Origin of the sequence: Kitasatospora sp. NPDC093550, assembly GCF_044764985.1 — a bacterium.
Classification (GTDB): domain Bacteria; phylum Actinomycetota; class Actinomycetes; order Streptomycetales; family Streptomycetaceae; genus Kitasatospora.
On sequence record NZ_JBIWJF010000007.1, the window covers coordinates 167,134 to 187,752 of the forward strand.

A 20,619-nucleotide genomic window follows, 5' to 3' on the forward strand; every position below is an offset into this window, starting at 1 on the left:
CGGATCAGCCGGGCTCGTGGCAGGACGGGGAGTACAGCTCCCGGTAGGCCGTCGGGGTGCTCCCGGCCGCTGGTGTGGTGGACACCCGCACGCCCCACTGGAGGCGGCTGTCGCCGGTGCCGAACTGGTGGTGGACGGTCAGGGTGGTGCGGCCGGTGCCGAGTTTCACGATGTCGGTGGCGACGGTCTCGCTCGGGAACGTGGGGGCCGAGTTGTGCATCCAGCTGAGGACGAGCGTGGCTCCGGGCGGGCCGGAGGTGACCACGGTGACGGTGGCCTGGATGCCGTAGCCGCCGTCGCAGGAGATCGAGTCGACGTTCACCGACGCCACCCGGACCGGCGGCGGAGTGGTGGGCGGCTTGCTGGTCGGGGGCGTGGTGGGCGGGGTGGAGCGGTTCGTGGGCGGGCTGGTCGGGGCGGTCGGGGACGGTGGCGGTGGCGGCGGTGGGGGCGCGGAGGTCACGGGGTCGCTGGGCGTGCGCGACGGGGTGGGGGCGGGCCGCCCGCCGGGACCGGGGCCCGGGCCGGGGCCGGGGCCGGGGTCCGTCGTGGGGCTGGGGCTTGGGGCGGGCGCCGGGTCGGTGGTGGGCGGGCCGGCGGGCGAGGGCACCGGGACGAGGGACGGCGCGAGGGAGGGCGACGGCGAGGGCCTCCCGGTGGGAACGTGTGTCGGGTCGGGCGACGGCGGGTCGGTCGCCGGGGTCGGGTCCAGGACGGTGGTGAACCGGGGCGCCGGACTGCCCGTCAGCGTGCGCTCGCCCCGGTCGGTCACGCCGGCCAGCGCGATGCCGCCGACCACGGCCACCACCACGCCGCCCGCCACCACGCCCACCGTCAGCCGGGCCCGTCTTCGCGGGAGCGGTCGCCGGACGGTCCCGAGAGCGGCGGGAGCGGCGGGAGCGGCGGGAGCGACGGGAGCGACGACGGCCGCGACGAGCCGGGTGTGCGCGAGCGCCGTCGTCCCGGCGGGCGCGGGGCCGCCGGGGCCCCGGGGCAGCAGCAGGGCCAGCAGGGCGACCAGGGCGGCGAGGTCCTCGTGGCCGCGCTCCTCCCACCGCTCGCCGTACCCGGCCGCCGCGACCCGGTCGAGCAGCCGGACGAACTCGGCCGCGCCGGCCGGCCGGTCCTGCGGCCGTTTGGCGAGCCCGGCCAGGACCAGCGGGCGCACGTGGTCCGGCACCAGCTCGTCGGGGATCCGGGACTCCTGGTGCTGCACGGCGAGCGCGCCGATCGTCCCCCCGGTGAAGGGGCGCTTGCCGGTGATGCACTCGAAGAAGGTGACGGTGGCCGCGTAGACGTCGGCGGCCGGCGAGGCCGGGTCGCCGGCCCACTGCTCGGGCGCCAGGTAGGCGGGGGTGCCGGAGACGTCGCGGTCGGACCCGCGGGGAACCGCAATGCCGAAGTCGACCAGCTTGGAGGTGCCGTCGGTGGCGACCAGGACATTGGCGGGCTTGTAGTCCCGGTGCACCAGCCCGGCCGCGTGGGCGGCGGCCAGCCCCAGGAGGGAGCCCTTGAGGACGACCAGCGCCGCCTCGGGCGTGGTCGCCTTCTCCTCCTTGAGCAGCGTGCGCAGCGAGACGCCGTCGACCAGCTCCATCACGAGGGCCGCGTGCGGCCCGCCCTCGACGTACTCGTAGAGCCGGGTGACGTACGGGGAGTCGAGCCGGGCCAGCGTCTCCGCCTCGGCGCGCAGGGCGGGGCCGGCGGCCGTGTCGTGCAGGTACTTGATGGCCACGGGCGTACCGGTGGGGTCGTGGCGGGCGAGCACCACGCGGCCGGCGGCTCCCGCGCCGAGCTCCCGCAGGTGGGTGTAGCCCGGCAGCTGCCAGTCCCCGACGTCCCGTACCGCCTCGTCGTCCATCGCCAACCCCCACGCCTCGTCCCGCCCGACGGCCACCGCCCGGACCGCGGCCGCTGCGATCGACGCAGCCGCCCAGCCCCGGGTTCCCTCGTGCGGCGCCCTCCGAACCGCCCGCGCGGCGCGGCGGACACCGCCGGCGACGTTCCCGCAGGCAGGCCGCCCCGTCCGACCGGACGACGATCGGAAACACACCGGCGCACGGGGGAGTTGTGCGCCACCACCCCCCGCGCCGGGGGCGCCGCCGCGGACGACGCGAGGCGAGGCGAGGCGAGGCGACGTGCGCGGGGAAATTCCGTCGAAGAGTCAGGCCGGCTCGATCTACGGTTGGCGCCATGGTCTCCATGAAGCTCTTCGACTCCGAGCGCCGCGTCATCGAGGCTGCGGAACGCCTCGCCGCCACCCTCGGGAACGATCCGAACCACACCGTGGCCGCAGCGGCGATGGACACGGCCGGCAGGATCCATGAGGCGGTCAACGTCTACCACTTCACCGGCGGACCGTGCGCCGAGCTCGTCGTCCTCGGTGCCGCCGCCGCCGCGGGAGCCGGCCCGCTCGTCACGATCGCCGCTGCGGGAGACCGGGGTCGTGGCCTGATCCCGCCATGCGGGCGCTGTCGCCAAGCGCTTCTCGACCTCCACCCCGACGTCTTCGTCGCCGTACCGACCGACGACGGGCCGACACTGCGCCCGATTCGGGAGCTTCTGCCGGACGCCTACGTCTTCCCCGATGCGCATGCGCGTCGAATCGTCCGGTTCCACAAGCGCTACTACGAGGACATCGCCGCCGCGCGGAAGACCTCCACCGTCCGCTATGAAGATCCGGTCGCGCCGGGTCCCGCGATCTTCCTCTTCGAGGACGACGAAGCCCACCGCACCTTGAACGGCACCGTCACCGGCGTCGAACGCCACCGGCTCGACCGCCTCACCGCCGAACAGGCTCGGCTCGACGGCTTCACGAGCATCGACCAGCTCAAGAAGGCACTCCAGGGCCACTATCCAGGCCTGCCCTCCGATGCCGAAGTCGATTTCGTGACGTTCACGGTCGAAGCGCCTGGCACCGCGAAGTGAGGCGGCGTGGACGGCTCCGGACCCGACGTGTACGGAATCGGTGATGAAGGTCCGGTAGGGCTCTGGAAGCGTTCACGTGGTTCTCGGCCTCCCAGGCCTCGGCCGCGGCGGCGTCCTGCTCGCCGCGCCGGGGTCCAGGCGTGACCCGTCGGCAGCCGGTCATGCCGCGTCATGCCGCGCACCGACCTCGTCGCCCCGATCCGCGAGGACGGCCGTCACGAGGACGGGGGTCCGGTGCGCCCGTGTGCGTCGGGGGGTCGAGCGGTCAGGACCGGTCGCCGGGAACGGGGATGAGGCGGCCGAGCATCGCCATCACGACGATCCGGATGTCCTTGTCGTTCGTCACCGTGCAATGGGCGTCGACGCCTCGCTCGTCCGGGTCCCGGTCGGGGTCGGTCAGGCCCACTCGAACCAGGTCGACGGCGTACTCGCGGCAGCGGGAGTGGTCCGCCACAGCGCTCACGGCTTCGACGTGGTCGATGCGAGCGGGGTCCGCAGAGCGCAGCAGTGCCGGGGTCGGCGGCGGGCCCAGTTCCTGCCCGATCCACTCCGCGACCGCCTCCCGGGGGCAGCCCGGTTGGAGTTTCGAAGCGGTCGCCGCCGTGAGTGCCAGGTGGATGAGGAGCGTCCCGAACCAGGCCGCGGCCTCGGCCGGCGGTGTGTCCGTTCCTGCCGGCGGCATCACGGCCCGGTAGAGCGCGGCCGGGTCGTCGGCGTGCACGGCGGCGGCAACCGCCCTCACCGCGCGGCCGAGGGCGGCCTGGTCGATGGTCATGTCCACAGTTCTCCCCACAGTCGGCAGTCGTCAACGTAGCGCTCCGCTGCGGTGGATGGCCGGCGAAGCGCGGATTCTCCCCCACACGCGTGACGGTGGCGCAGGTGATGGGGATCCCTGGAAGCGGCCGCTGGGGCGGGATCGGACGGGGCTGCCGTTGGTCGTTCCTTACCCGGCCGACACCGCCAACGCGCGAGCACCGCCCCGAAACCCCAGCAACTGCCCGCCGACGTCCGAGGCTTCGTCAACCGCGTCGACGAACTCGCTGACCGCATTCACGCCGCCCGAGGCCGTGGCTGAGCCCCCGCCATGCCGGGGGGAGGACGAGACGCCGTCACGGGACCCGAGGGCGCGCCGACCGCCCCCGGGTCAGCCGTTGCCCAGCAGCGCGGCGGCCGCGGTGATGAAGGCGACGGACGCCTCCTTCGCCGCGTGCCGCTGCGCGTCCAGCTCGGCTCGGTCGGCGGCCTTGCGCAGCGCGTAGGTCGCGTCCGCGGCCCGCTGTGCGGGGTCGGCCAGCTCGGGGACCAGGACCTGGAGCCGGATGTGGGGGGCGGTGATCGCCGCACGGGTGTCGTGGGACCTCGTCTGGGCCTCCAGCTGGTGCTCGGCGCCCGCCTCGGCCAGCGCCAGGCGCTCCCGGTGGAACATCGCCGAGCGGTGCGCGTCCAACGCGGCCGCGAAGTCGGTGACCGCACCGAGCTGGTCCTCGCGGCGGCTGTCGGCGCGCTCCTCGGCGCGTGCGGTGCGCGCCGAACGGTGCTGGAGGAGCCCGGCGGTCAGCGCACCGGCGAGAGTGCCGAGCACGGCGACGATCGAAGGCCATATGGACATCGGGTGTGGGTCTCCCTCGGGCAGTCGGTTCAGCGGTCTGGCCGGCGGACAGCGAGTCGCGGCCCACCTTGCGGCCATCACACCTGCGGCGCTCCGCACTAGGCAAGACCGCTGCCGAGGTTGGGCGGCCCTCGCCTACCGTGACGGGCAGACCGCGGTGGACCTCGCGGCCGGTACCCGGCGGCATCGCGCCACCGTCCACGCTCGCCCGGCTCCGCTGAGGGAGCGTGGACGCCCCCGCCAAGCGCCCGCAGGACAGCCGCCTGTCCTCGCAGGCCACCGAGATCCCACCTCAGAGGGTGGGCACGATCATCGCCGTGAACGGGCGGGTGGCCGCGAGGCGTTCCTCCAGCAGTTCCCGGTACTGCTCGGACTCGTAGACGGCGCGGGCCTGTTCGGCGTCGGCGAAACGCAGGACGACGGTGTGGGTGCCTCCGGCCGGCCGCCCTCCCTCGGACAGGTCCGTCCGGGCAGGCCCCGTGGGCTTTCGTGCCCCGCGTGCGCGCTCAACTGACCGCAGCGCCGAACCACTGGCGAAGTCGGTCGAGCAGATCCTGCTGGTCGTCACCAACCCACGCCACGTGGCCGTCCGGCCGCAGCAGCACCGCGGGCGCGTCCAGTTCCTCGCTGACGTCGACGACGTGGTCGACTCGGTCTGCCCAGCCCGCCACCGAGAGGCCGCCGGTCTGGTCGAGCAGCAGCCCGCGGCCGCCGCGCATCAGCTCGTAGAGGCGACCCCGCTTGAGCCCCACGTCCCGCAGCCGTCGGCCGAGCAGTTCGTGCCCCTCCCCGAAGTCGTAGCGGACGCCGACCGCCGTGATCTTCTCCATCAGGTACCGGTTCACCTCCTCGAAATCCATCAGTTCCGACACCAGTCGGCGCACTGCTCGGGGACCCGGCTCCAGGGACATCAGTTCCATCTGCGCGCGGGTGTTGTCCAGCACATCGGCGGCCACCGGGTGCCGTTCGGTGTGGTAGCTGTCCAGCAGGCCCTCCGGTGCCCAGCCGTTGACCTCGGCGGCCAGCTTCCAGCCGAGGTTGAACGCGTCCTGGATGCCGAGGTTGAGCCCCTGCCCGCCGGTCGGCGGGTGGATGTGCGCCGCGTCGCCGGCCAGCAGCACCCGGCCGGTCCGGTAGCGCTCGGCCAGCCGGGTGGCGTCGCCGAAGCGGGAGAGCCACCGCGGTGAGTGCACGCCGAAGTCGGTGCCGGCGAACTTCCGCACCTGCCGCTTCAGCTCGTCCAGGGTCGGCGGGACCGTACGGTCCTCGGCCACCCCTTCGGCGGGCACGACGAGGCGGTACACCCCGTCCCCGAGGGGCACGGCGCCGAACCGCTTGTGGGTCGTGCGGACCTCAGCCATCACGGCGCTCAGCGTTTCCGGCGGCACGGTCACCTCCACCTCGCCCAGCAGCGTCTCGACCCTGGAGGGCTCGCCGGGGAAGCCGACGCCGAGCAGCTTGCGCACCGTGCTGCGGCCGCCGTCACAACCGACGAGGTAGCCCGAGCGCAGCCGCGTGCCGTCGGCGAGTTCGGCGGTCACGCCGTGGTCGTCCTGGCTCAGCCCGACGAGTTCGCAGCCGCGCCGGATCTCGACCCCGAGTTCGGTGGCGTGCTCGGCAAGCAGGCGATCGGTGGTGGTCTGCGGGATGCCGAGGGTGTACGGATGCGCGGTGTCCATCCGGTCCGGCGCCGGCTTGTCGATGGCGGCGAAGAAACCACCGACCGGGTGCCGCCTGCCGAGCGCGAGGAACCGCTCCAGCAGACCGCGCTGGTCCATCACCTCGACGCTTCGCGCGTGCAGGCCGAGCGAGCGGACGATCCCGGTCGGCTTCGCTTCCTTCTCCAGCACGAGCACGTGCACGCCGTGCAGCCGCAACTCGGCGGCCAGCATCAAGCCGGTCGGTCCGCCGCCGGCAACGATCACATCAATCATGAACTCCCCATTCGACAAGGCATTTCGGCCGGCTGCTCTACGGAGGCGCGCGGCGCGCACACCGGGCCTCCGCGCCGCGTGCCCGCAACCACACCGCGAGCCCCACCAGCGGTTTCACGTCCCGCAGAACCCACAGTCGGTGCAGGGACGCGCACTTCGCGACTCCCTGCTTTCCCCACGTTCCGGCCTCGGCCGACGATTCTGCGCCACGACCCGGGCCTTGCCGCAAGGCCCCCCGTGCGCTATAAGTTGAGAGTGGCAAGGATCGGGCGACCTCCTTGCCTTTGTTCTTTTCCGTCCGTCGTGAACGGACAGGACCTTCCCGGATCGGGGCCCGCGACGCCCGTCTTCTAACCCGGTACGCGGGCCATCGATGTGACGGTCAGCGGTCCCAGCGGGGTCTCGCCGAGCGTGGTGAAGCCGAAGTGGCGGTACAGGGGGACGTTCGCCGGGTCCGCCGTGGTCAGGTGGACTGCTCCCGGCGTCGTCGTCAGGACGTGGTCCAGGAGGGTGCGGCCCGCTCCACGGCCGGTGAGGTCAGGGCGGACTCCGACGAACTCCAGGGTCCAGGCCCCCGCGGGAGCCCCGCCCTCGGTGGCCTCCAGATAGCGCAGGGTCCGGCCGAGGGCACGCGGCCCGCTGCCCAGCAGGGTCCGGGCCGCCCAGAGGACGCGGGCGCCGGCGGGCGGGGTCGCGCCCGGCGGGGTCAGGACGGCTGCCGCCAGGAGCCGTCCGTCGGTGTCCACGAGAGCCGCACGGCGGGCCCCGGCGAGGCCGGCGTGGGTGCGCAGCGTGGCGCGGAACCAGCGAGCGCGGGCGGTGTGGGCGCCGCCGCAGATCCAGGAGACGGCCGGCTCCCGGGCGAACGCGGCGGCCAGCAGATCGGCGCAGGCGGCCGGGTCGGGGTCGGTGTCGATCCGGCGGGAGGCCGCGGCAGCCAGGTCCTCAGGCATCCCGGCCCCGCTCCAGGGGCGCCTCGGGCACGAGGTGACAGACGAGCAGTTTGAGGAAGAACAGGGGCGCGAACCAGGCAAGCGCGGCCGGCGCCGGCAGCCAGAACAGGTTGACCAGGACGGCTGCCATCAACACCGCCATCGCCACGGGCCGTTTGAGGTGGACGGCCGCGAACTCCACCGCCACCGCCCCGCCGAGGAGCAGCGCGGCATTCGCCGAGGTCCAGGCGAGGTCGCCGGAGAGGACGTACAGCCCCATCGCGGCGAGGTGGATCAGGTGCGCCGAGACGAACAGCAGCCGGGCGCGCCGCGCCGCCGGGTCGGCCCGGTGGTACCAACGCTTCGCGGCGTTGGTGGCGTTGGTCAGGACCCCGCCGATCAGGTCGAGCCCGGCCAGGGCGACCACGGCGAGTTGCCCGGTCGACCAGTCGCGTGCGGCTCCCGAGCTCCACAGTCCGGCGGCCAGCAGCAGGGCACAGCCGAGGAGGCCGATGGTCTCCACCGCGGACTCGGAGCGGGACTTGCCCGGACCCATGAACCGTTCCAGACGGCCGGCGAGGCCGGACGGGGTGGCCGGTATCTCCCAGGAGATCCTCAGGTCAGTGCGCATCGTTCGACTCCTGTCCGGGGGCCGCGGTCGCCGCTGCACCCCACAGGCCGCACAGGAGGCTCCACAGCTGGTCCGGGGGGCCACCCTCCGGGAGGCCTTCGAGGGATCCGCTCGTCATCAGGGCCACGGCCCAGGCGTCCGCGGCCCGGACGACGGCGGCGGTCGCCGACACCATCAGTGCGTGGTCCACGTCGGTACGGATCATCCCGAGCCGACGGCCGTCCGTGACCAGGGCGCCGAACCAGTCGAGCCACGGGCTTCCGTCGCCGCGCCCGATGGCAGCCTCGGCGAGGGCCAGGTCCTCGGGGTGGTTCCCCAGGTGGGCGGCGAGGGCGCCGGATCCAGCGGTGAACCGGGCGCGGAAGTCCCCCTCGTCGCGGGCCGGCTGCCAGGGTCCGAGGGCGTCCAGCAGTCGGTCGAGGACTCCGTCGAGGACCGCGGTGAGCAGGTCCTCCCGGCCGTCGAAGTAGTGGTAGGCGGCGGTCTTGGAGACTCCTGCCGCCTCGATGATCTTGTTGTAGGAGGCGCCTTCGGCGCCGTGCTCGGCGAAGTGCCGACGCGCTACTCCCAGGATGTGCTCCCGGCGTTCGGCGGGCAGGCGGTCGAAACGTGGAAGAGGCATGAACGCATACTACGCACCGATAGGGTGTACCGCCAGTACACCCCGCTGGTTCCATGAGGGCGGGCTGCGGTTACCGAGGCCGAACTCGTGACATCGCCGGGTCCCCCGGGTCAGCCCGGCTCCGCCGTTCTGCGCGCGGAGCCGTTGACGTGCCGTCGACTGACGAGGCCGAGCACGGTCGAGCGCGACCGCACCTACGGCGCGCCCGAGCGCGCCCGACGCGACCGAGCGCGGGCTCCGCCTACTCCACGGCGGTGGCGATCACGGTCCACGCGTTGGTCGACGTGTCGTCCAGGCGGAGGTCGAACGCGAAGGTGATCGGTCGGCGCTTGTGCGCGTCGCCTCGGAGCACCTGCTCGCTGCGCCGGTCGACCTCGTAGTAGACGCCCTCGGCGTCGACCGCGACGCGGAAGACGATCGGGTCGCGGGAGACCAGCGAGCGCACCGTGACGGACCGGACGACGGCGTGACGCATGACGGTGCGGTCGACCGTGCGCACGGACGTGAAGTCCAGGCTGCCGTCGTTCATGACCCACTCCTCGAGGAACCGCTCGACGGCGACCTCGAGAACCGCCTTGTCGAACCGGCCGTCGAGCACGCTCAGATCGCCGACGGCGGCGTCGGCGTCCGTGCTCCACGCGATGTTGGTGAGCGACAGGATGTCACCCGCGCCCCTGACCGCGGTCTTCCCGGCGACCTCGAGCACCGCCTCGCGGGCGACCTCCTTCTGGTCCCAGCCGTCCGTCTCGATGGCGCTGGTCAGGTGGTGCGCACCCTCGGCCGCCTGTTCCACCGACGACACGATCCACTCCCCGGCCCCGCTCTTGCGCAGCGTCCAGTACTCGACCGGGCGGGTCGAGCCGTCCTTGCGCTCGGCGTCCGGGCCTTCGCCGCGGCGTACGTAGTCCCTGAGCGTCGCGGTGATCCGGAAGGTGACGGTGTCGTTCACCTCGCCCGCGCGATTGGCCACGTCGACCAGCTCGGCCTCCGGGCCGGAGACGATCTCCACGACGTTGACCTCGCCGCGTGACGCGTAGTCGCGCAGCTCCTCGGCCCACTTGCCGTAGAGCACCGGGGACAGGATCTGCTGCAGCGTGGCGTGGTCGTGGTGGGTCCAGGCGTGCTGGGCGGTCACGTACAGCCAGACGGCCCGGTGCTCCAGCGCGGCGCGATCGAAGGTCGGATCCGTGTCGGCGAGGGCGTCGACCCGGGCCCCGACCTGGGCCGCGCGCTCGCGCGCCTGCGCGTCCGCGCGGTGCGCCACCCGGTCCGACACCGTGTTCAGACCAGCCGTCTGCGCCGCCTTCCGGTGCCGGTACACGAGCCACAGGATCAGGAGGACGACGGCCACGACCACCACCAGGGCGACGAGCCCGCCGCCACCGGCGCCGACGCCGTAGCCGAAGCCACCGCCGGTCGACCCGTGGAAGCCACCGCCGTGGCTGCCCCCACTACCGCCGCTGCCGCCACTGCCCCCGAACCCGTGCCCACCGCCCCCGCCGCGGGCGTACGCGGCCGTCGGGCTGCTCAGCGCGACGACTCCAGCAACCACGGGTATCCACCGACGGGCGCGCACCGAGCTCCCCCTTCACGAACCGGAACTGTTCCACGAGAGCCTACAAGCCGGGTCGCCCGGGAGTCTGCGGGGGCCGCGAGTCGCCCGAGGGCGGGGACGGCGGGCCGACCAGGGCAGGGATCCTCATGGTCGGCGGCGGTTGAGCACCCCGATGAGAGCGGCAAGGTCCGCGGCGCCCGCCGGGTCATCCGCGTAGCGGGTGGTCTGGAGGGGACCGACCTCAGGCAGGACGATGTCCTCCCGGGCGAGAACATGGACCAAGGTCAACAGCGCGGCGCGGGCATTGCCGTCGGTGAAGGGGTGGAAGAACGCCACATCGAGGTAGGCGCGGGCCGCGCGGGCCGCCAGCGGAATGTCCGGGTCGGTCGTCTCGCGCAGGCACGCATCGAAATCGGCTCGGGTGCGCGACGTCAGGCCGTAGCGCTCCCGGCCGGCCTTCGCATAGGCGTCGCTCACGCGGAACGGCGCCTCCGTTGCGGCGAGGACTTCGCGCTGCCAACCGGCCAGCAGGGCGAAGTCCAGCGGGGTACGGCGTGCGGCGTCCTCCCGGGCCACGGCGTGTGCGGCGAGCAGGCGCTCGGCGCGAACCGGGTCGCGCCGACGCACCGGCCCCTCGCACCAGGAGCGGAACCCATCGCGGTCGGGCGGATTCCGTTGCAGGGCCGGTGCGCGGCGCCAGTCGGCCTCACGTCGCACGCGGAGCCAGACCGTAAGGCTGTCAGTAGCGGTCATGGAGCACCTCCAGCGCCTCCCTCTCACGGTGACCCCGGTACGGGGCGTGGCCGGTGAGGCCGGCGGCCAGGTCCTCACCGACGGATTCGATCAGCGTCCGCTCCGGGGTGACCCAGCTCTTGAACCGGCCACCGATCGCGCGCTGCACCGCTCGCGCGGCTTCGGCTCGGTCCATGCCGGTGCTGGTGAGGAACCAGCCCAGGACGATCGAGGCCTGCCCGTACCAGCCGCCCTCCGCGCCCGAGTCCAGCGTGTGGGTCACGAGCCGGACGCAGGCCCGTTCCAGGTGCCAGCTGCGATCTTCGGGTGAGGCGTCCGGCGGCGGCGCCAGCTCGGCGAAGCGCCCGGCCGTTCGCTCCAACCACTCCCGCCACTCCAACAGCGCGGCGACGACGCGTTCTGCGGTCTCGTCCGGGGTCGTCACCGACCCTCCCCCGCTGACCCAGTTCCCGATGGGCCCGCCGTCGCGGTGACACCAGCTCCATCCCCAGGCCCAGGCGCCGTATCGCTCCCGGATGATCGCGTCTATCTGACGTTCGCACCAGTCTTCGGCCTGCCACCTGCCGGCCATACCCGAGAGCACGGGTGGCACCCACGCGCGGACCAGAGAGCGGAGGTGGGCTTCCTCGGCCTCGTCCCAGGCGAACGGTCGGCGGGCGGGGTCGAACTCATCCCAGGTCCGGATGCCCTCGTAGGTGATGGGGGGCACACGGTTCTCGGGGAAGGGCAGGGTGTCACGGTTGTACGTCAGCGCTGGCCACTCTTCCTCTCCGACATGATCGACTCACCAGTCTCCGCCCCATGCCCCCGGCACCGCGAACGGTTTTTTCGAGCCCACTCCGCGCGGCCACCGTCCACGGCACGACGGCTCTCCGCCCGCGCCCCGCTGCGATTCCACGCCACCGTCCGGCGCCGTGTGGCGCTCGCTCTGGACTTCCCGTCACCGTTCGGCTCATACTCACCGACGCACCTATTCAACGATGTGACTATGGAGTGATCCCGTGCATCCCTTCCGCAAGGCCGTCGAGGAGCGCGATGAGCAGGCCATCGCCGATCTGCTCGCCGAGAACGTGGTGTTCACCAGCCCTGTCGCCTTCAAGCCCTACCCGGGCAAGGCGATCACCGCCGCGATCCTGCGCGCTGTGATGCGCGTCTTCGAGGACTTCACCTACGTGCGCGAGATCGCGGACCCCGGCGGCCGCGACCACGCGCTCGTCTTCACCGCGACCGTCGACGGCCGGCAGATCCAGGGCTGCGACTTCCTGCACGTCGACGAGGAGGGGAAGATCGACGACTTCACTGTGATGGTCCGCCCGCTGTCGGCCGCCCAGGCCCTGGCGGCGGCGATGGGCGCCCAGTTCGACCGCATCGCCGCCGAAGCGGCCGAAGCGGGCGCAGGGGCCGCAGGGGCCGCAGGGGCCGCAGGGGCCGCAGGGGCGGAAACGGACGAAGCGGGCGCGCGGTAGCGCCCGGGGTCATCCGGTCAGCGAGGCCAGGTAGCCCGCGGTGAGCTCGGGGGTGGCCAGCCAGGCGGCGTGGTCGCTGGGCTCGGCGTAGGTGTTGGCGAGGCGGCGGGCGACCTGATCGTGCTCGGCGGCGGCGGCGAACACGCCGTGCAGGTGGTCCGGCATGGTGAGCATGGAGGCGGTGAACTCGACGGTGTGCCGCGCGTGTTGCTGCCAGAAGCGTTCGGCGGTGCGGCACATCCAGTCGGCGGTGAACGGGGCGTCGCCGTGCTCGACGACGGCCCGCCGGTAGGCCTCGGCGGCGCGGGCCGCGCTGTTGGCGCCCTGGCCGGTGATCGGGTCGTTCACCACCAGCGCGTCGCCGAGGCCCAGGACGTGGACGGCGTCCACGCCCGAGCCCAGCTCGGCCACCGCGCGCCGGACGGTCGGGGTGACGGCGCCGAACAGCCCGGCTCCGGCGTCGGTCGGCTCGGCCTCGGTCCAGAGCTCCGCCTCCCACGGCAGGTACTCGCCCAACAGGGCGCGGATCCTGGCCAGTTGGACGTCCGGCGGCGGGCTGTCGCCGAACGCGTCCAGCGGGCCGCCGGGCAGCGCCTCCCAGAGCAGGATCGCGCAGGGACCGGAGAGCGTCAGCGCCGGCTGCAGGTACAGCTCGCCGAGGCCGGGCAGGGCGTGCATCCGCGCCCTGGGCCCGGCGGCCGGGTCGGGCGCACCGACGCCGTGCGCGTAGAGGCAGGACAGCACCCGCTGCGGCCGGTCGAAGGGCGAGCGGGCGGGGTCGCGGGCGAAGATCCCGGCCAGGTCGCCGCGCCCGGCCGCGACCACGGTCAGTTCGTGCCGGCGGGCCAGTTCGCGCAAGCCGTCCCGGTCCAGCGAGCGGTACTCGACCCGGGCGCCGCGCCCGGCCAGCAGCTCCAACCAGCCGGCCAGCTTGAGCCGCTGGTCCACCGACTGGGCGGGCTCGTCGAGCGTCATGGTGAACTCCAGCGCCCGTACCGCGGGTGGCGCCGCCAGCACCGCCGCGACCGAGGGGACGGCCGGCGCGCGGCCCGCCCAGAGGTCCAGCCCGGCCGCCGCCTCCAGCCGCAGCGCCGGGCCGAACATCGCCTGGGTGGACAGCACCCGCCCACCGCGCAGCTGCTCCGGGGTGCGCTCGGCGACCAGCGTCACCTCGTACCCGTCCGCGACCAGCCCGAGCGCGAACTGCAGGCCGGCCTGGCCCGCTCCGACGACGGCGATCCGGCGCAACGCGGCCTCCCGGTGCTCTGTTGACGGCTCGTCAAGCGGCACAGTAGCCGAGCGGCGCGGATCGGTCACCGGTGCGGACGGCCGGAACCTGTCAGCGCCGCGGACGGCCCGGACCGGTCACCGCCGCGGGCGGTCTCAGCCGCCGAGGTGGGCGGTGAGCAGCCGGACGACCTCGTCGGTCCGGTCCGCCAGGTAGAAGTGCCCGCCCGGGAAGACCCGCAGGTCGAAACCGCCGGTGGTGTGCCGCTCCCACTGGGCGACCTGCTCGGCCGTGGCGTTCGGGTCGCTCTCTCCCGCCAGGCCGGTGACCGGCACCGAGACCGTCGCGTCCGGGGCGCAGCGGTACGTCTCGATGGCGGTGTAGTCGGCGCGCAGGGCCGGCAGGATCAGCTCCTGCAGGGCGGGGATCTCGACCACCCGCTCGTCCGTGCCGCCGAGCTTGACGATCTCCGCGAGCAGTCGGTCGTCCGACAGCTTGTGCACCTCGCTGTCGCGGGGCAGCGAGGGCGCGCGGCCGGCCGAGACGAACAGCCGCCCGAGGCCCTCCAGTCCGTCGCGCTCGAAGCGCCGGGCGGTTTCGAAGGCGACGGCCGCGCCCATGCTGTGGCCGAAGAAGACGAGCGGCCGGTCGGTCCAGCCCCGCAGTTCCCGGCAGAGCTCCTCGGCGAGCCCCTCCACGGAGCTGATCGTCGGCTCCGTGAAGCGGTTCTGCCGGCCCGGGTACTGGACGGCGAGCACATCCGCGTACGGCGCCAGCGCGTTGGCGTACTCCAGGTAGTAGCTGGCCGAGCCGCCGGCGTGCGGGAAGATCACGACCCGGGCGGGCGCGGAGTCGGACGGGTTGAACCGGCGGAACCACGGGTTGTCGACGGCGGCGCTGCTGGTCATGCGGGGTGTGGCCTCTCTCCGTGACGGACTGTGCTGCCCCCAGTCTGGCAGCGCCGGGGTGGCCGCGGGGTGTTGCGGTGATCACGGGCGGCGGGCCGCTCGACGCCGCTCCCCCACCGGCCCCACGCCGACCCCGCCGATCCCCTGCCGCCCCCCGACCCCACGCCGCCCCCCGACCCCACGCCGATCTCCGGTCGATCCGCCGTCAGTCCTCCTCCGGCCACTCCTCCCAGGGATCGGTCTCGACCTCCCTGTCCGGTGCGGTCACCCAGCCCGCCGCGAGCACCAGGCCGGAGGTCCGGTGGACGGCGAGGAAGCCGAACGGCCGCCCGAAGCCGACCCGGCAGATCCGCTGCAGGTACGGCGGGCGGGACGGCGCGGCGCAGCCGACGGCCACGGCGAGGGCGGTCACCGAGGCGGCCCGGAAGCCGAGCGGGCCGAAGGTCGCGGTGGCCTTCTGCCGGGCGCTGTCCAGGTACAGCGGCTCGCCGTCCGCGAGACCGGGCAGGCGGTGCTCGGTCAACGAGGGCCTGGACAGCGTCCGCAGGCCGAAGGCGTCGGCGTGGTCGAGCAGGTCGTGGTCGGCCTCGACGGTGAACTGCGGGACGGTCACGACCAGCTGGTCCTCCGGGGTGTAGCTCCTGACCCGCTCGACCGTGAGGCCGGGGCCGGGCGAGCCGTCGGGCAGGCGGTCGGCGGTGGTCCGGCGGTGCCGCCGGTCCAGCACCTCGATGCCGGCGGCCAGTACCCGGCCGGGGCGGGCGTCGGGCTCGCCGAGCAGCAGGTGCACGCTGATGTCGCCGTTCCCGAGCACCCGCACCTCGGTGACGGGCCCGGCGGGCGTCTCCAGGACGGCGGCCCGCTCCAACAGGGAGGTCCACCGCGAGAGGTAGCGGACGTCGGTGCACCAGGCGGGGTCGGCGTCGTCCGGGGCCCAGCCGTAGTCGTCGAAGGGCTTGATCCAGTCGGTCCGCACGGTGAGCGCGGAGGCGAGCACCAGGCGGGTCTCCTCGTTCGTCCGCACCGGCATGGTGTCGATCAGGCCGTCCGTGGCCCGGCTCGCCCAGCCGTCCAGCTCCTTGCGGTCCTGCTCGGCGTCGCCGGTCAGCGCTCCGTGCAGGTGCGCCGGGAGCCCGGCCAGCCACTCCGGGCGCAGCCGCAGCTGCGGCGCCGTCCAGAGCCCGAGGGCGGAGCCGACCGACGGGATGTCCCGCAGCAGACCGAGGAGTTCACGGGCGCGCTCGGCGGCGGCGGTCGGCGGGAAGCCGAGCGCCTGGGCCAACTCGCCCTGGACGTCCGGGCTCCCGGTCGGTGCGAGCAGCCCGAGCAGCGGCCAGAGGCCGGCCGGCATCAGGACCGTCCCCGGCGCGACATCGGCCCGCTCGACCCAGCGCACCCCCAGTGCGTTGGTCGCCCGTACGGCTTCGGCCCTGCTCATCCGCTCCCCCGTTCTCGACCGTCCGGCGCGCCGAGCGTAGGGCAGGGCCGGTCCGGGTGCGACCGCTTAAACCCGTCGAACCGCTTCGCGCGCCGCTCAAACCGCTTCGCCCAGCGGTCAAACCCCTTCTCCCGCCGCTCAAATCCCTTCTCCCACCGGTCAAAACCGCTTCTCCCGGCGGCCGGTGCGGTGGCAGGATGGCGCGCATGAGCGAGCCCGACCCCGAGTGGATCACCATCGCCGGCTACCGCAACCTGCCCGGCTCCCCCACCCCGCCGGCGGCCGTCCGCGCTTGACTGCGTGACCGGGGCATCGACTGGATGCCCTTCCCGGCGGAGGCGCTGCGCTTCGACCTGAGCTGCGGGATCGGGCCGGACGGCCGCTGGCGGTGCTGGGTCGGCGTCAAGGTCGCCGCCGAGGCCCTGCGGCCGCTCGGACTCCACCCCGACCAGCCCTCCGCCGCCGTCGACGGGCCGTCCCCGCCCCGCTGGTGGCACGCCGAGGCCGAGCGCCGTTCCTACCGTTGAGTCCCCGCGCCGAAGCGCACCGTCTCGGCCCGGGAGCGGGAGACGGCGTCCAGCAGCAGCACGGACGACGCCTCGGGGGTGGGCACCGGGCCGCCGGACCGGACGTGCTTGGTGAAGGCCGCCAACAGCCGTGCCAGGCCCCGGTGATGGCGGGCGAACACCCGGGCGGAGGCGTGCCGGCCGCGGGCCCGCTGGCCGTCCAGCGCGGCGGCCGCGCCGACGTCCAGCAGCACCAGGTGCAGTTCCCGGCCCCGGCGGCCGGCCTCCCGGGCCAGCCAGCGGCGCATCCAGGCTCGGCTGCCGCAGTCGTGCACCAGCAGCGGCCCGCCGCGCCGCACCGAGGAGCGCAGCAGCCGGAAGTGCTCCAGCCGCGCCCACGGCCGGTACACGGCGTACGGCAGACGCGCCGGCATCACCGCCTCGCAGGCCTCGTGCACCGTCCGCGGGTCCACCGCCCGCACCGCCGACGCCGCCCCCGGCACCGTCGCCGACGCCGCACCGGACCACCGGCGCAGCAGGGTGCTCTTCCCGGCCCCGGGCAGGCCCGACACCACCACCACGGCATCGGCCGGGTACGCCACCACGAACCCCGCCCCGGCCTCGCCGCGCAGGTCCACCACCCCGCACGGCACCACGACCGCCTCCACCCTGCTGCCCACCAGCCCCCCGTTCAGGTCCGACCGGGAACCCTAACAACCCGCGCCGACGACCCGCCCACCGGAGGCCGACCGCCGCCCGCGGCGTCCGCGCGGGCGACGTGCGGGCATCGTGCGAGCGACGTGCGAGCGACGTGCGAGCGACGTGCGGGCGTCCGCCCGGGCAAGAGGCCGGGCACGGACGGTGCCCCGGAGGCTCCGTAGGCCGCCGTGATCCCCGGGGTGGCCCTTCCGCTAGGCTGACGCGCCGTCAGACAGGAGGAAGGCCATGGCAGAGGCGGGTCCGACGTACACCGAGCTGGTGCTGGGCGGGTTGGCCCTGGCGTCCGGCCGGGTGGCGCTCCGGTCCGGGGAGGCCGCGCTGACCGGGCGGGACTGCCTGGACGCGGTCCACCGCACGGCCCGGGCGCTGGAGCGGATCGGGCTGGGGCGCGGGGACGGGGTCACGGTGCTGGCCGGGAACCGGCCGGAGGCGCTGCTGGTGCGGCTGGCCGCGAACCTGCTGGGCTGCCGGGTGGCCATGCCGTACCCGGACGGGACGGTGGCGGAGCAGGTGGCACTGGCGGAGTTCGCGGGCACCTCGGCGCTGGTCTTCGACCCGGCGCGCTGCTCGGCCGCGGCCGCGGGGGTCGCGCGGGCCGTGCCCGGGGCCGTCCTCCTCTCGCTCGGGCCGGGGCCGCTCGGGCTCGGGGCGGACCTGCTGGAGCTCGCCGCCGAGTGCTCCCCCGCTCCGCTGGAACCGCGGTACCGGCCCGAGGACGTGATGGCGGTGCGCTTCACCGGCGGCACGACGGGACGGCCGAAGGGAGTGCTGCGCCGGTTCGCCCGGCCGCCGCGCCCACCCTTGCTGTCCGGCTCGACCTTCCTGCTGTGCACCCCGCTCTGCCACGGCGGCGGTACGACGGCGGACCTCGCGCTGGCGGCGGGCGGCACGGTGGTGCTGCAGGACGGCTTCGACGCGGGGGCGGTGCTGGCAGCGGTGGAGCGGTACCGGGTCTCCCGGCTGTACCTGCCGCCGCACCTGCTCTACCGGCTGCTGGACCACCCGCTGCTGCCGGTCACCGACACCGGCAGCCTGCGCCGGATCGGCTACACCGGCTGCCCGCCCTCGCCGCGCCGGCTGGCGGAGGCGACCCGGCGGCTGGGCCGGGTGCTGCACCAGACGTACAGCCTGACGGAGTGCGGGCCGGTCGCCCGGCTCGGCCCGGACGAGCACCTGGACCCGCGGCTGCTGAGCACCGCCGGCCGCCCGTACCCGGACACCGAGGTGCGCGTCGTGGACGAGGAGGGCGCGCCGCTGCCGCCGGGCCGGACCGGGGAGGTCCTCGTCCGCACGCCGACCGCCATGGTCGGCTACTGGCGCGATCCGGAGCGGACCGCGCAGGTGCTGCGGGACGGCTGGCTGCACACCGGCGACCTGGGCAGCCTGGACGCGGCGGGCTATCTGACCGTGGCCGGGCGGCGCGACCCGATGGCGATCGTCGAGGGGCACAATGTGTTCCCCCGTGAGGTCGAGGAAACCCTGCGCACCCACCCGGAGGTCCGTGAGGCGGTGGCGTTCACGACCACCGGCCCCGACCGGCTGGAGCGCGTCCACGCGGCGGTGGCGCTGGCCGACGGCTCCCGCACGACGGCGGAGGAACTGCGCCGCTGGAGCCGGGAGCGCGGTTGTGCGCGGTGCGCGCCGGACACCGTCCTGCGGCTGCCCGTGGTCCCGCTGAACAGCCTGGGGAAGCCGGACCTGCGCCTGCTGCGCGCCCTGACGGACGGCGGAACCCGGGCGGACGGCGGAACCCGGGCGGACACCGCCGCCTCGGCCGAGAACGGCGCCTCGGCCGAGAACGGCGCCTCGGCCGAGGACGGCGCCCGGACCGGCGCCGCGATGGGGGCGCGCGAGGCGGTGTGACGCGCCCCGCCAACGCTTCGAGCGCCTACGCGGGCGACCTCTCGCGCGGCCCGCGGCGGGAAGAACCGTCCGTGGGCACTCGACCGTGCGGGCCGACCTGCCGATACATCCCCGGCAGCGTTCCCCGCACCGTCCCCCAGGAGGCACTACCTTGACCTGGCTACGCGTCCTGACCGCAGTGGGCATCCTCGCCGTGGCGGCCAGTGCCCTGCTCGTCTTCGCCCTCTGCACCGCCACCTCCCGCGGCGAGCGCGCCCCGGGGGAGGCGCCGCCGGACCTCCGCGCGGACGCCGAGGGCAGCGGCCTGTTCCAGCGGATGGGCGGCGACACCTGACGCCGCCGCCCGGCCGCCGGAAGCGGGTCCGGATCACGGCCCGGGTCCGGATCACGGCCCGGGTCCGGGTCCGGTTCACGGCCCGGATCCGAACCCGGGCCCGGATCCGGGTCAGTGCCCCGCGAGGTCGTCCGGGCGGACCTCGATGTGGTCGGCCGCGAGGTCGACCGCCACCCGGTGCTCCATGCCCAGCGCCTCCAGGAACTTGACCGGAAGCTGCACCCGCCCGGTGCGGTCCAGCATCACGTACTCGCGCTCGTTGACCGACTCCTCGCCGTGCTCGTCGGTGACGGTGCGGCGCAGCACCTCGCTGCTGGTCCGGCCGTCCCGGATGGCGACCGTGCGGCGGACCTCGCCCGCGACCATCGGGTCGTGGGTGACGATGACGACGGTGGCGCCGAGCTCGCGGTTGACGGTGCGGAAGGACTCGAAGATCACCCCGGCGGTCTCCGAGTCCAGCTCGCCGGTGGGCTCGTCGGCGAGCAGCACCGGCGGGTTGTTGGCCATCGCCACCGCGATCGCCACCCGCTGCTGCTGGCCGCCGGAGAGCTCGTCGGGTCGCCGGTGGGCCAGCTGCCCGATCTCCAGCGCCTCCATCAACTCGGCCACCCGGGCCGCCTGTTGCTTCGCCCGTCCGGCACCGGAGCGACGGCCGCGCAGCTGCATGGGCAGCGCGATGTTCTCGGCGGCGGTGAGGAAGGGCAGCAGGTTGCGGGCGGTCTGCTGCCAGATGAAGCCGACCACCTCGCGCCGGTAGCGCAGCCGTTCCTTGACGGACATCTCCAGCAGGTCGCAGCCGGCCACGGTGGCCGTGCCGGCGGTCGGCACGTCCAGCCCGGCGAGGATGGTGAGCAGGGTGGACTTGCCGCTGCCGGAGGCGCCGACCAGGGCGACCAGATCGCCCTGCCGGATGGTCAGTTCCAGGCCCTGGAGCGCCTGGACCTCCACGCCCTCGGCGCTGAAGATCCGGACCAGCCGGTCGCAGACGATGGCCGCGTCCTCGCCGTGCGCCTTGGGCGAGGCGGCGGCCAGCGCCCGCTCCCGGAGCTCCTGCAGGCTGGGGGCCTCGACGACCGTCTGCCCCTGGGGGGTGCTGTTCACCGCTCGTCTCCTGTCTCGACTGCCTGCACTGCGCGCACTGCCGGTACCGCCTGTCCTGCCCGCGTCGTCTGCGCTGAGGGCGCTGGAGGTG

General features: G+C 74.3%; 21 protein-coding genes. 5 read left to right on the plus strand and 16 right to left on the minus strand.

Features of this window, described 5'->3' with window-relative positions; translation table 11 throughout:
* Window positions 1–4: 4 nt before the first annotated feature.
* Window positions 5–1,861: a protein kinase gene (locus ACIRD3_RS13600; protein WP_402215079.1), complete on the minus strand. Its 1,857-nt coding sequence runs from the start codon at window positions 1,859–1,861 to the stop codon at window positions 5–7.
* A 332-nt stretch (window positions 1,862–2,193) separates the two neighbouring features.
* Between ACIRD3_RS13600 and ACIRD3_RS13605 the strand changes: the two genes are divergently transcribed.
* Window positions 2,194–2,928 carry an ASCH domain-containing protein gene (locus ACIRD3_RS13605; protein WP_402215081.1) on the plus strand — a complete coding sequence of 245 codons (735 nt, stop codon included), beginning with the start codon at window positions 2,194–2,196 and terminating at the stop codon, window positions 2,926–2,928.
* Between the two features lie 265 nt (window positions 2,929–3,193).
* Here the strand turns inward: ACIRD3_RS13605 and ACIRD3_RS13610 are convergent, their stop codons facing one another.
* From ACIRD3_RS13610 to ACIRD3_RS13655, 10 genes are all read right to left on the minus strand, one after another.
* A complete protein-coding gene (locus ACIRD3_RS13610; protein WP_402215083.1) occupies window positions 3,194–3,703 on the minus strand; it encodes a hypothetical protein in 510 nt (169 codons plus the stop codon).
* Window positions 3,704–4,072: 369 nt separating this feature from the next.
* A complete protein-coding gene (locus ACIRD3_RS13615; protein WP_402215086.1) occupies window positions 4,073–4,537 on the minus strand; it encodes a hypothetical protein in 465 nt (154 codons plus the stop codon).
* 292 nt (window positions 4,538–4,829) lie between these two features.
* On the minus strand, window positions 4,830–5,105 hold the full coding sequence (locus ACIRD3_RS13620; RefSeq protein WP_402215088.1) for a DUF1330 domain-containing protein: 276 nt from the start codon (window positions 5,103–5,105) through the stop codon (window positions 4,830–4,832).
* Window positions 5,044–6,471 carry a rifampin monooxygenase gene (rox, locus tag ACIRD3_RS13625; RefSeq protein ID WP_402215091.1) on the minus strand — a complete coding sequence of 476 codons (1,428 nt, stop codon included), beginning with the start codon at window positions 6,469–6,471 and terminating at the stop codon, window positions 5,044–5,046. The genes ACIRD3_RS13620 and rox overlap by 62 nt, the downstream gene beginning before the upstream one ends.
* Before the next feature lie 350 nt (window positions 6,472–6,821).
* Complete coding sequence (locus tag ACIRD3_RS13630; protein WP_402215094.1) at window positions 6,822–7,424, minus strand: GNAT family N-acetyltransferase; 603 nt, start codon at window positions 7,422–7,424, stop codon at window positions 6,822–6,824.
* Window positions 7,417–8,034: a hypothetical protein gene (locus ACIRD3_RS13635; protein WP_402215096.1), complete on the minus strand. Its 618-nt coding sequence runs from the start codon at window positions 8,032–8,034 to the stop codon at window positions 7,417–7,419. Before ACIRD3_RS13635 ends, ACIRD3_RS13630 begins: the two co-directional genes overlap by 8 nt.
* Entirely contained in the window at window positions 8,024–8,656 is a 633-nt protein-coding gene (locus tag ACIRD3_RS13640) for a TetR/AcrR family transcriptional regulator (RefSeq protein ID WP_402215098.1), read from the minus strand. Before ACIRD3_RS13640 ends, ACIRD3_RS13635 begins: the two co-directional genes overlap by 11 nt.
* Window positions 8,657–8,897: 241 nt before the next feature.
* Window positions 8,898–10,208 carry a TIM44-like domain-containing protein gene (locus tag ACIRD3_RS13645; protein WP_402215101.1) on the minus strand — a complete coding sequence of 437 codons (1,311 nt, stop codon included), beginning with the start codon at window positions 10,206–10,208 and terminating at the stop codon, window positions 8,898–8,900.
* A gap of 147 nt (window positions 10,209–10,355) precedes the next feature.
* Window positions 10,356–10,964, minus strand: coding sequence for a Fic family protein (locus ACIRD3_RS13650; protein WP_402215104.1), 609 nt, complete (start codon window positions 10,962–10,964; stop codon window positions 10,356–10,358).
* The gene (locus ACIRD3_RS13655) at window positions 10,951–11,388 is read right to left on the minus strand and encodes a hypothetical protein (protein ID WP_402215107.1); all 438 of its coding nucleotides are present in this window, start codon (window positions 11,386–11,388) and stop codon (window positions 10,951–10,953) included. The genes ACIRD3_RS13650 and ACIRD3_RS13655 overlap by 14 nt, the downstream gene beginning before the upstream one ends.
* A 577-nt stretch (window positions 11,389–11,965) precedes the next feature.
* Here ACIRD3_RS13655 and ACIRD3_RS13660 point away from each other — a divergent pair.
* Window positions 11,966–12,430, plus strand: a complete 465-nt coding sequence (locus ACIRD3_RS13660; RefSeq protein WP_402215109.1) for a nuclear transport factor 2 family protein — start codon at window positions 11,966–11,968, stop codon at window positions 12,428–12,430.
* Between the two features lie 9 nt (window positions 12,431–12,439).
* On the opposite strand, the gene ACIRD3_RS13665 is transcribed toward ACIRD3_RS13660, so the two are convergent.
* From ACIRD3_RS13665 to ACIRD3_RS13675, 3 genes are all read right to left on the minus strand, one after another.
* Entirely contained in the window at window positions 12,440–13,678 is a 1,239-nt protein-coding gene (locus ACIRD3_RS13665; protein WP_402215112.1) for a styrene monooxygenase/indole monooxygenase family protein, read from the minus strand.
* A 135-nt stretch (window positions 13,679–13,813) separates the two neighbouring features.
* The gene (locus ACIRD3_RS13670) at window positions 13,814–14,566 is read right to left on the minus strand and encodes a thioesterase II family protein (protein ID WP_402215114.1); all 753 of its coding nucleotides are present in this window, start codon (window positions 14,564–14,566) and stop codon (window positions 13,814–13,816) included.
* A 205-nt stretch (window positions 14,567–14,771) separates the two neighbouring features.
* Window positions 14,772–16,004: a serpin family protein gene (locus ACIRD3_RS13675; RefSeq protein ID WP_402215117.1), complete on the minus strand. Its 1,233-nt coding sequence runs from the start codon at window positions 16,002–16,004 to the stop codon at window positions 14,772–14,774.
* A gap of 320 nt (window positions 16,005–16,324) precedes the next feature.
* Here ACIRD3_RS13675 and ACIRD3_RS13680 point away from each other — a divergent pair, with 320 nt between their 5' ends.
* The gene (locus tag ACIRD3_RS13680) at window positions 16,325–16,531 is read left to right on the plus strand and encodes a hypothetical protein (protein WP_402215120.1); all 207 of its coding nucleotides are present in this window, start codon (window positions 16,325–16,327) and stop codon (window positions 16,529–16,531) included.
* Here ACIRD3_RS13680 and ACIRD3_RS13685 read toward each other — a convergent pair.
* Window positions 16,522–17,190, minus strand: coding sequence for an AAA family ATPase (locus ACIRD3_RS13685; RefSeq protein WP_402215123.1), 669 nt, complete (start codon window positions 17,188–17,190; stop codon window positions 16,522–16,524). The genes ACIRD3_RS13680 and ACIRD3_RS13685 overlap by 10 nt on opposite strands.
* Window positions 17,191–17,455: 265 nt before the next feature.
* On the opposite strand from ACIRD3_RS13685, the gene ACIRD3_RS13690 reads away from it, so the two are divergent.
* Window positions 17,456–19,093: an AMP-binding protein gene (locus ACIRD3_RS13690; protein WP_402215126.1), complete on the plus strand. Its 1,638-nt coding sequence runs from the start codon at window positions 17,456–17,458 to the stop codon at window positions 19,091–19,093.
* 151 nt (window positions 19,094–19,244) lie between these two features.
* The gene (locus tag ACIRD3_RS13695; protein ID WP_402215129.1) at window positions 19,245–19,427 is read left to right on the plus strand and encodes a hypothetical protein; all 183 of its coding nucleotides are present in this window, start codon (window positions 19,245–19,247) and stop codon (window positions 19,425–19,427) included.
* A 111-nt stretch (window positions 19,428–19,538) separates the two neighbouring features.
* Here ACIRD3_RS13695 and ACIRD3_RS13700 read toward each other — a convergent pair whose 3' ends face one another.
* Entirely contained in the window at window positions 19,539–20,528 is a 990-nt protein-coding gene (locus tag ACIRD3_RS13700) for an ABC transporter ATP-binding protein (RefSeq protein ID WP_402215132.1), read from the minus strand.
* Window positions 20,529–20,619: the final 91 nt, after the last annotated feature.

Bases quoted from the DNA above. Each gene is read 5' to 3' on its own strand.
- rox (WP_402215091.1), bottom strand. From the start codon at position 6,471: ATGATTGATGTGATCGTTGCCGGCGGCGGACCGACCGGCTTGATGCTG.
- ACIRD3_RS13610 (WP_402215083.1), bottom strand. From the start codon at position 3,703: ATGACCATCGACCAGGCCGCCCTCGGCCGCGCGGTGAGGGCGGTTGCC.
- ACIRD3_RS13635 (WP_402215096.1), bottom strand. From the start codon at position 8,034: ATGCGCACTGACCTGAGGATCTCCTGGGAGATACCGGCCACCCCGTCC.
- ACIRD3_RS13690 (WP_402215126.1), top strand. From the start codon at position 17,456: ATGGCAGAGGCGGGTCCGACGTACACCGAGCTGGTGCTGGGCGGGTTG.
- ACIRD3_RS13675 (WP_402215117.1), bottom strand. From the start codon at position 16,004: ATGAGCAGGGCCGAAGCCGTACGGGCGACCAACGCACTGGGGGTGCGC.
- ACIRD3_RS13630 (WP_402215094.1), bottom strand. From the start codon at position 7,424: ATGCCTGAGGACCTGGCTGCCGCGGCCTCCCGCCGGATCGACACCGAC.
- ACIRD3_RS13680 (WP_402215120.1), top strand. From the start codon at position 16,325: ATGCCCTTCCCGGCGGAGGCGCTGCGCTTCGACCTGAGCTGCGGGATC.
- ACIRD3_RS13670 (WP_402215114.1), bottom strand. From the start codon at position 14,566: ATGACCAGCAGCGCCGCCGTCGACAACCCGTGGTTCCGCCGGTTCAAC.
- ACIRD3_RS13600 (WP_402215079.1), bottom strand. From the start codon at position 1,861: ATGGACGACGAGGCGGTACGGGACGTCGGGGACTGGCAGCTGCCGGGC.
- ACIRD3_RS13615 (WP_402215086.1), bottom strand. From the start codon at position 4,537: ATGTCCATATGGCCTTCGATCGTCGCCGTGCTCGGCACTCTCGCCGGT.
- ACIRD3_RS13605 (WP_402215081.1), top strand. From the start codon at position 2,194: ATGGTCTCCATGAAGCTCTTCGACTCCGAGCGCCGCGTCATCGAGGCT.
- ACIRD3_RS13640 (WP_402215098.1), bottom strand. From the start codon at position 8,656: ATGCCTCTTCCACGTTTCGACCGCCTGCCCGCCGAACGCCGGGAGCAC.
- ACIRD3_RS13650 (WP_402215104.1), bottom strand. From the start codon at position 10,964: ATGACCGCTACTGACAGCCTTACGGTCTGGCTCCGCGTGCGACGTGAG.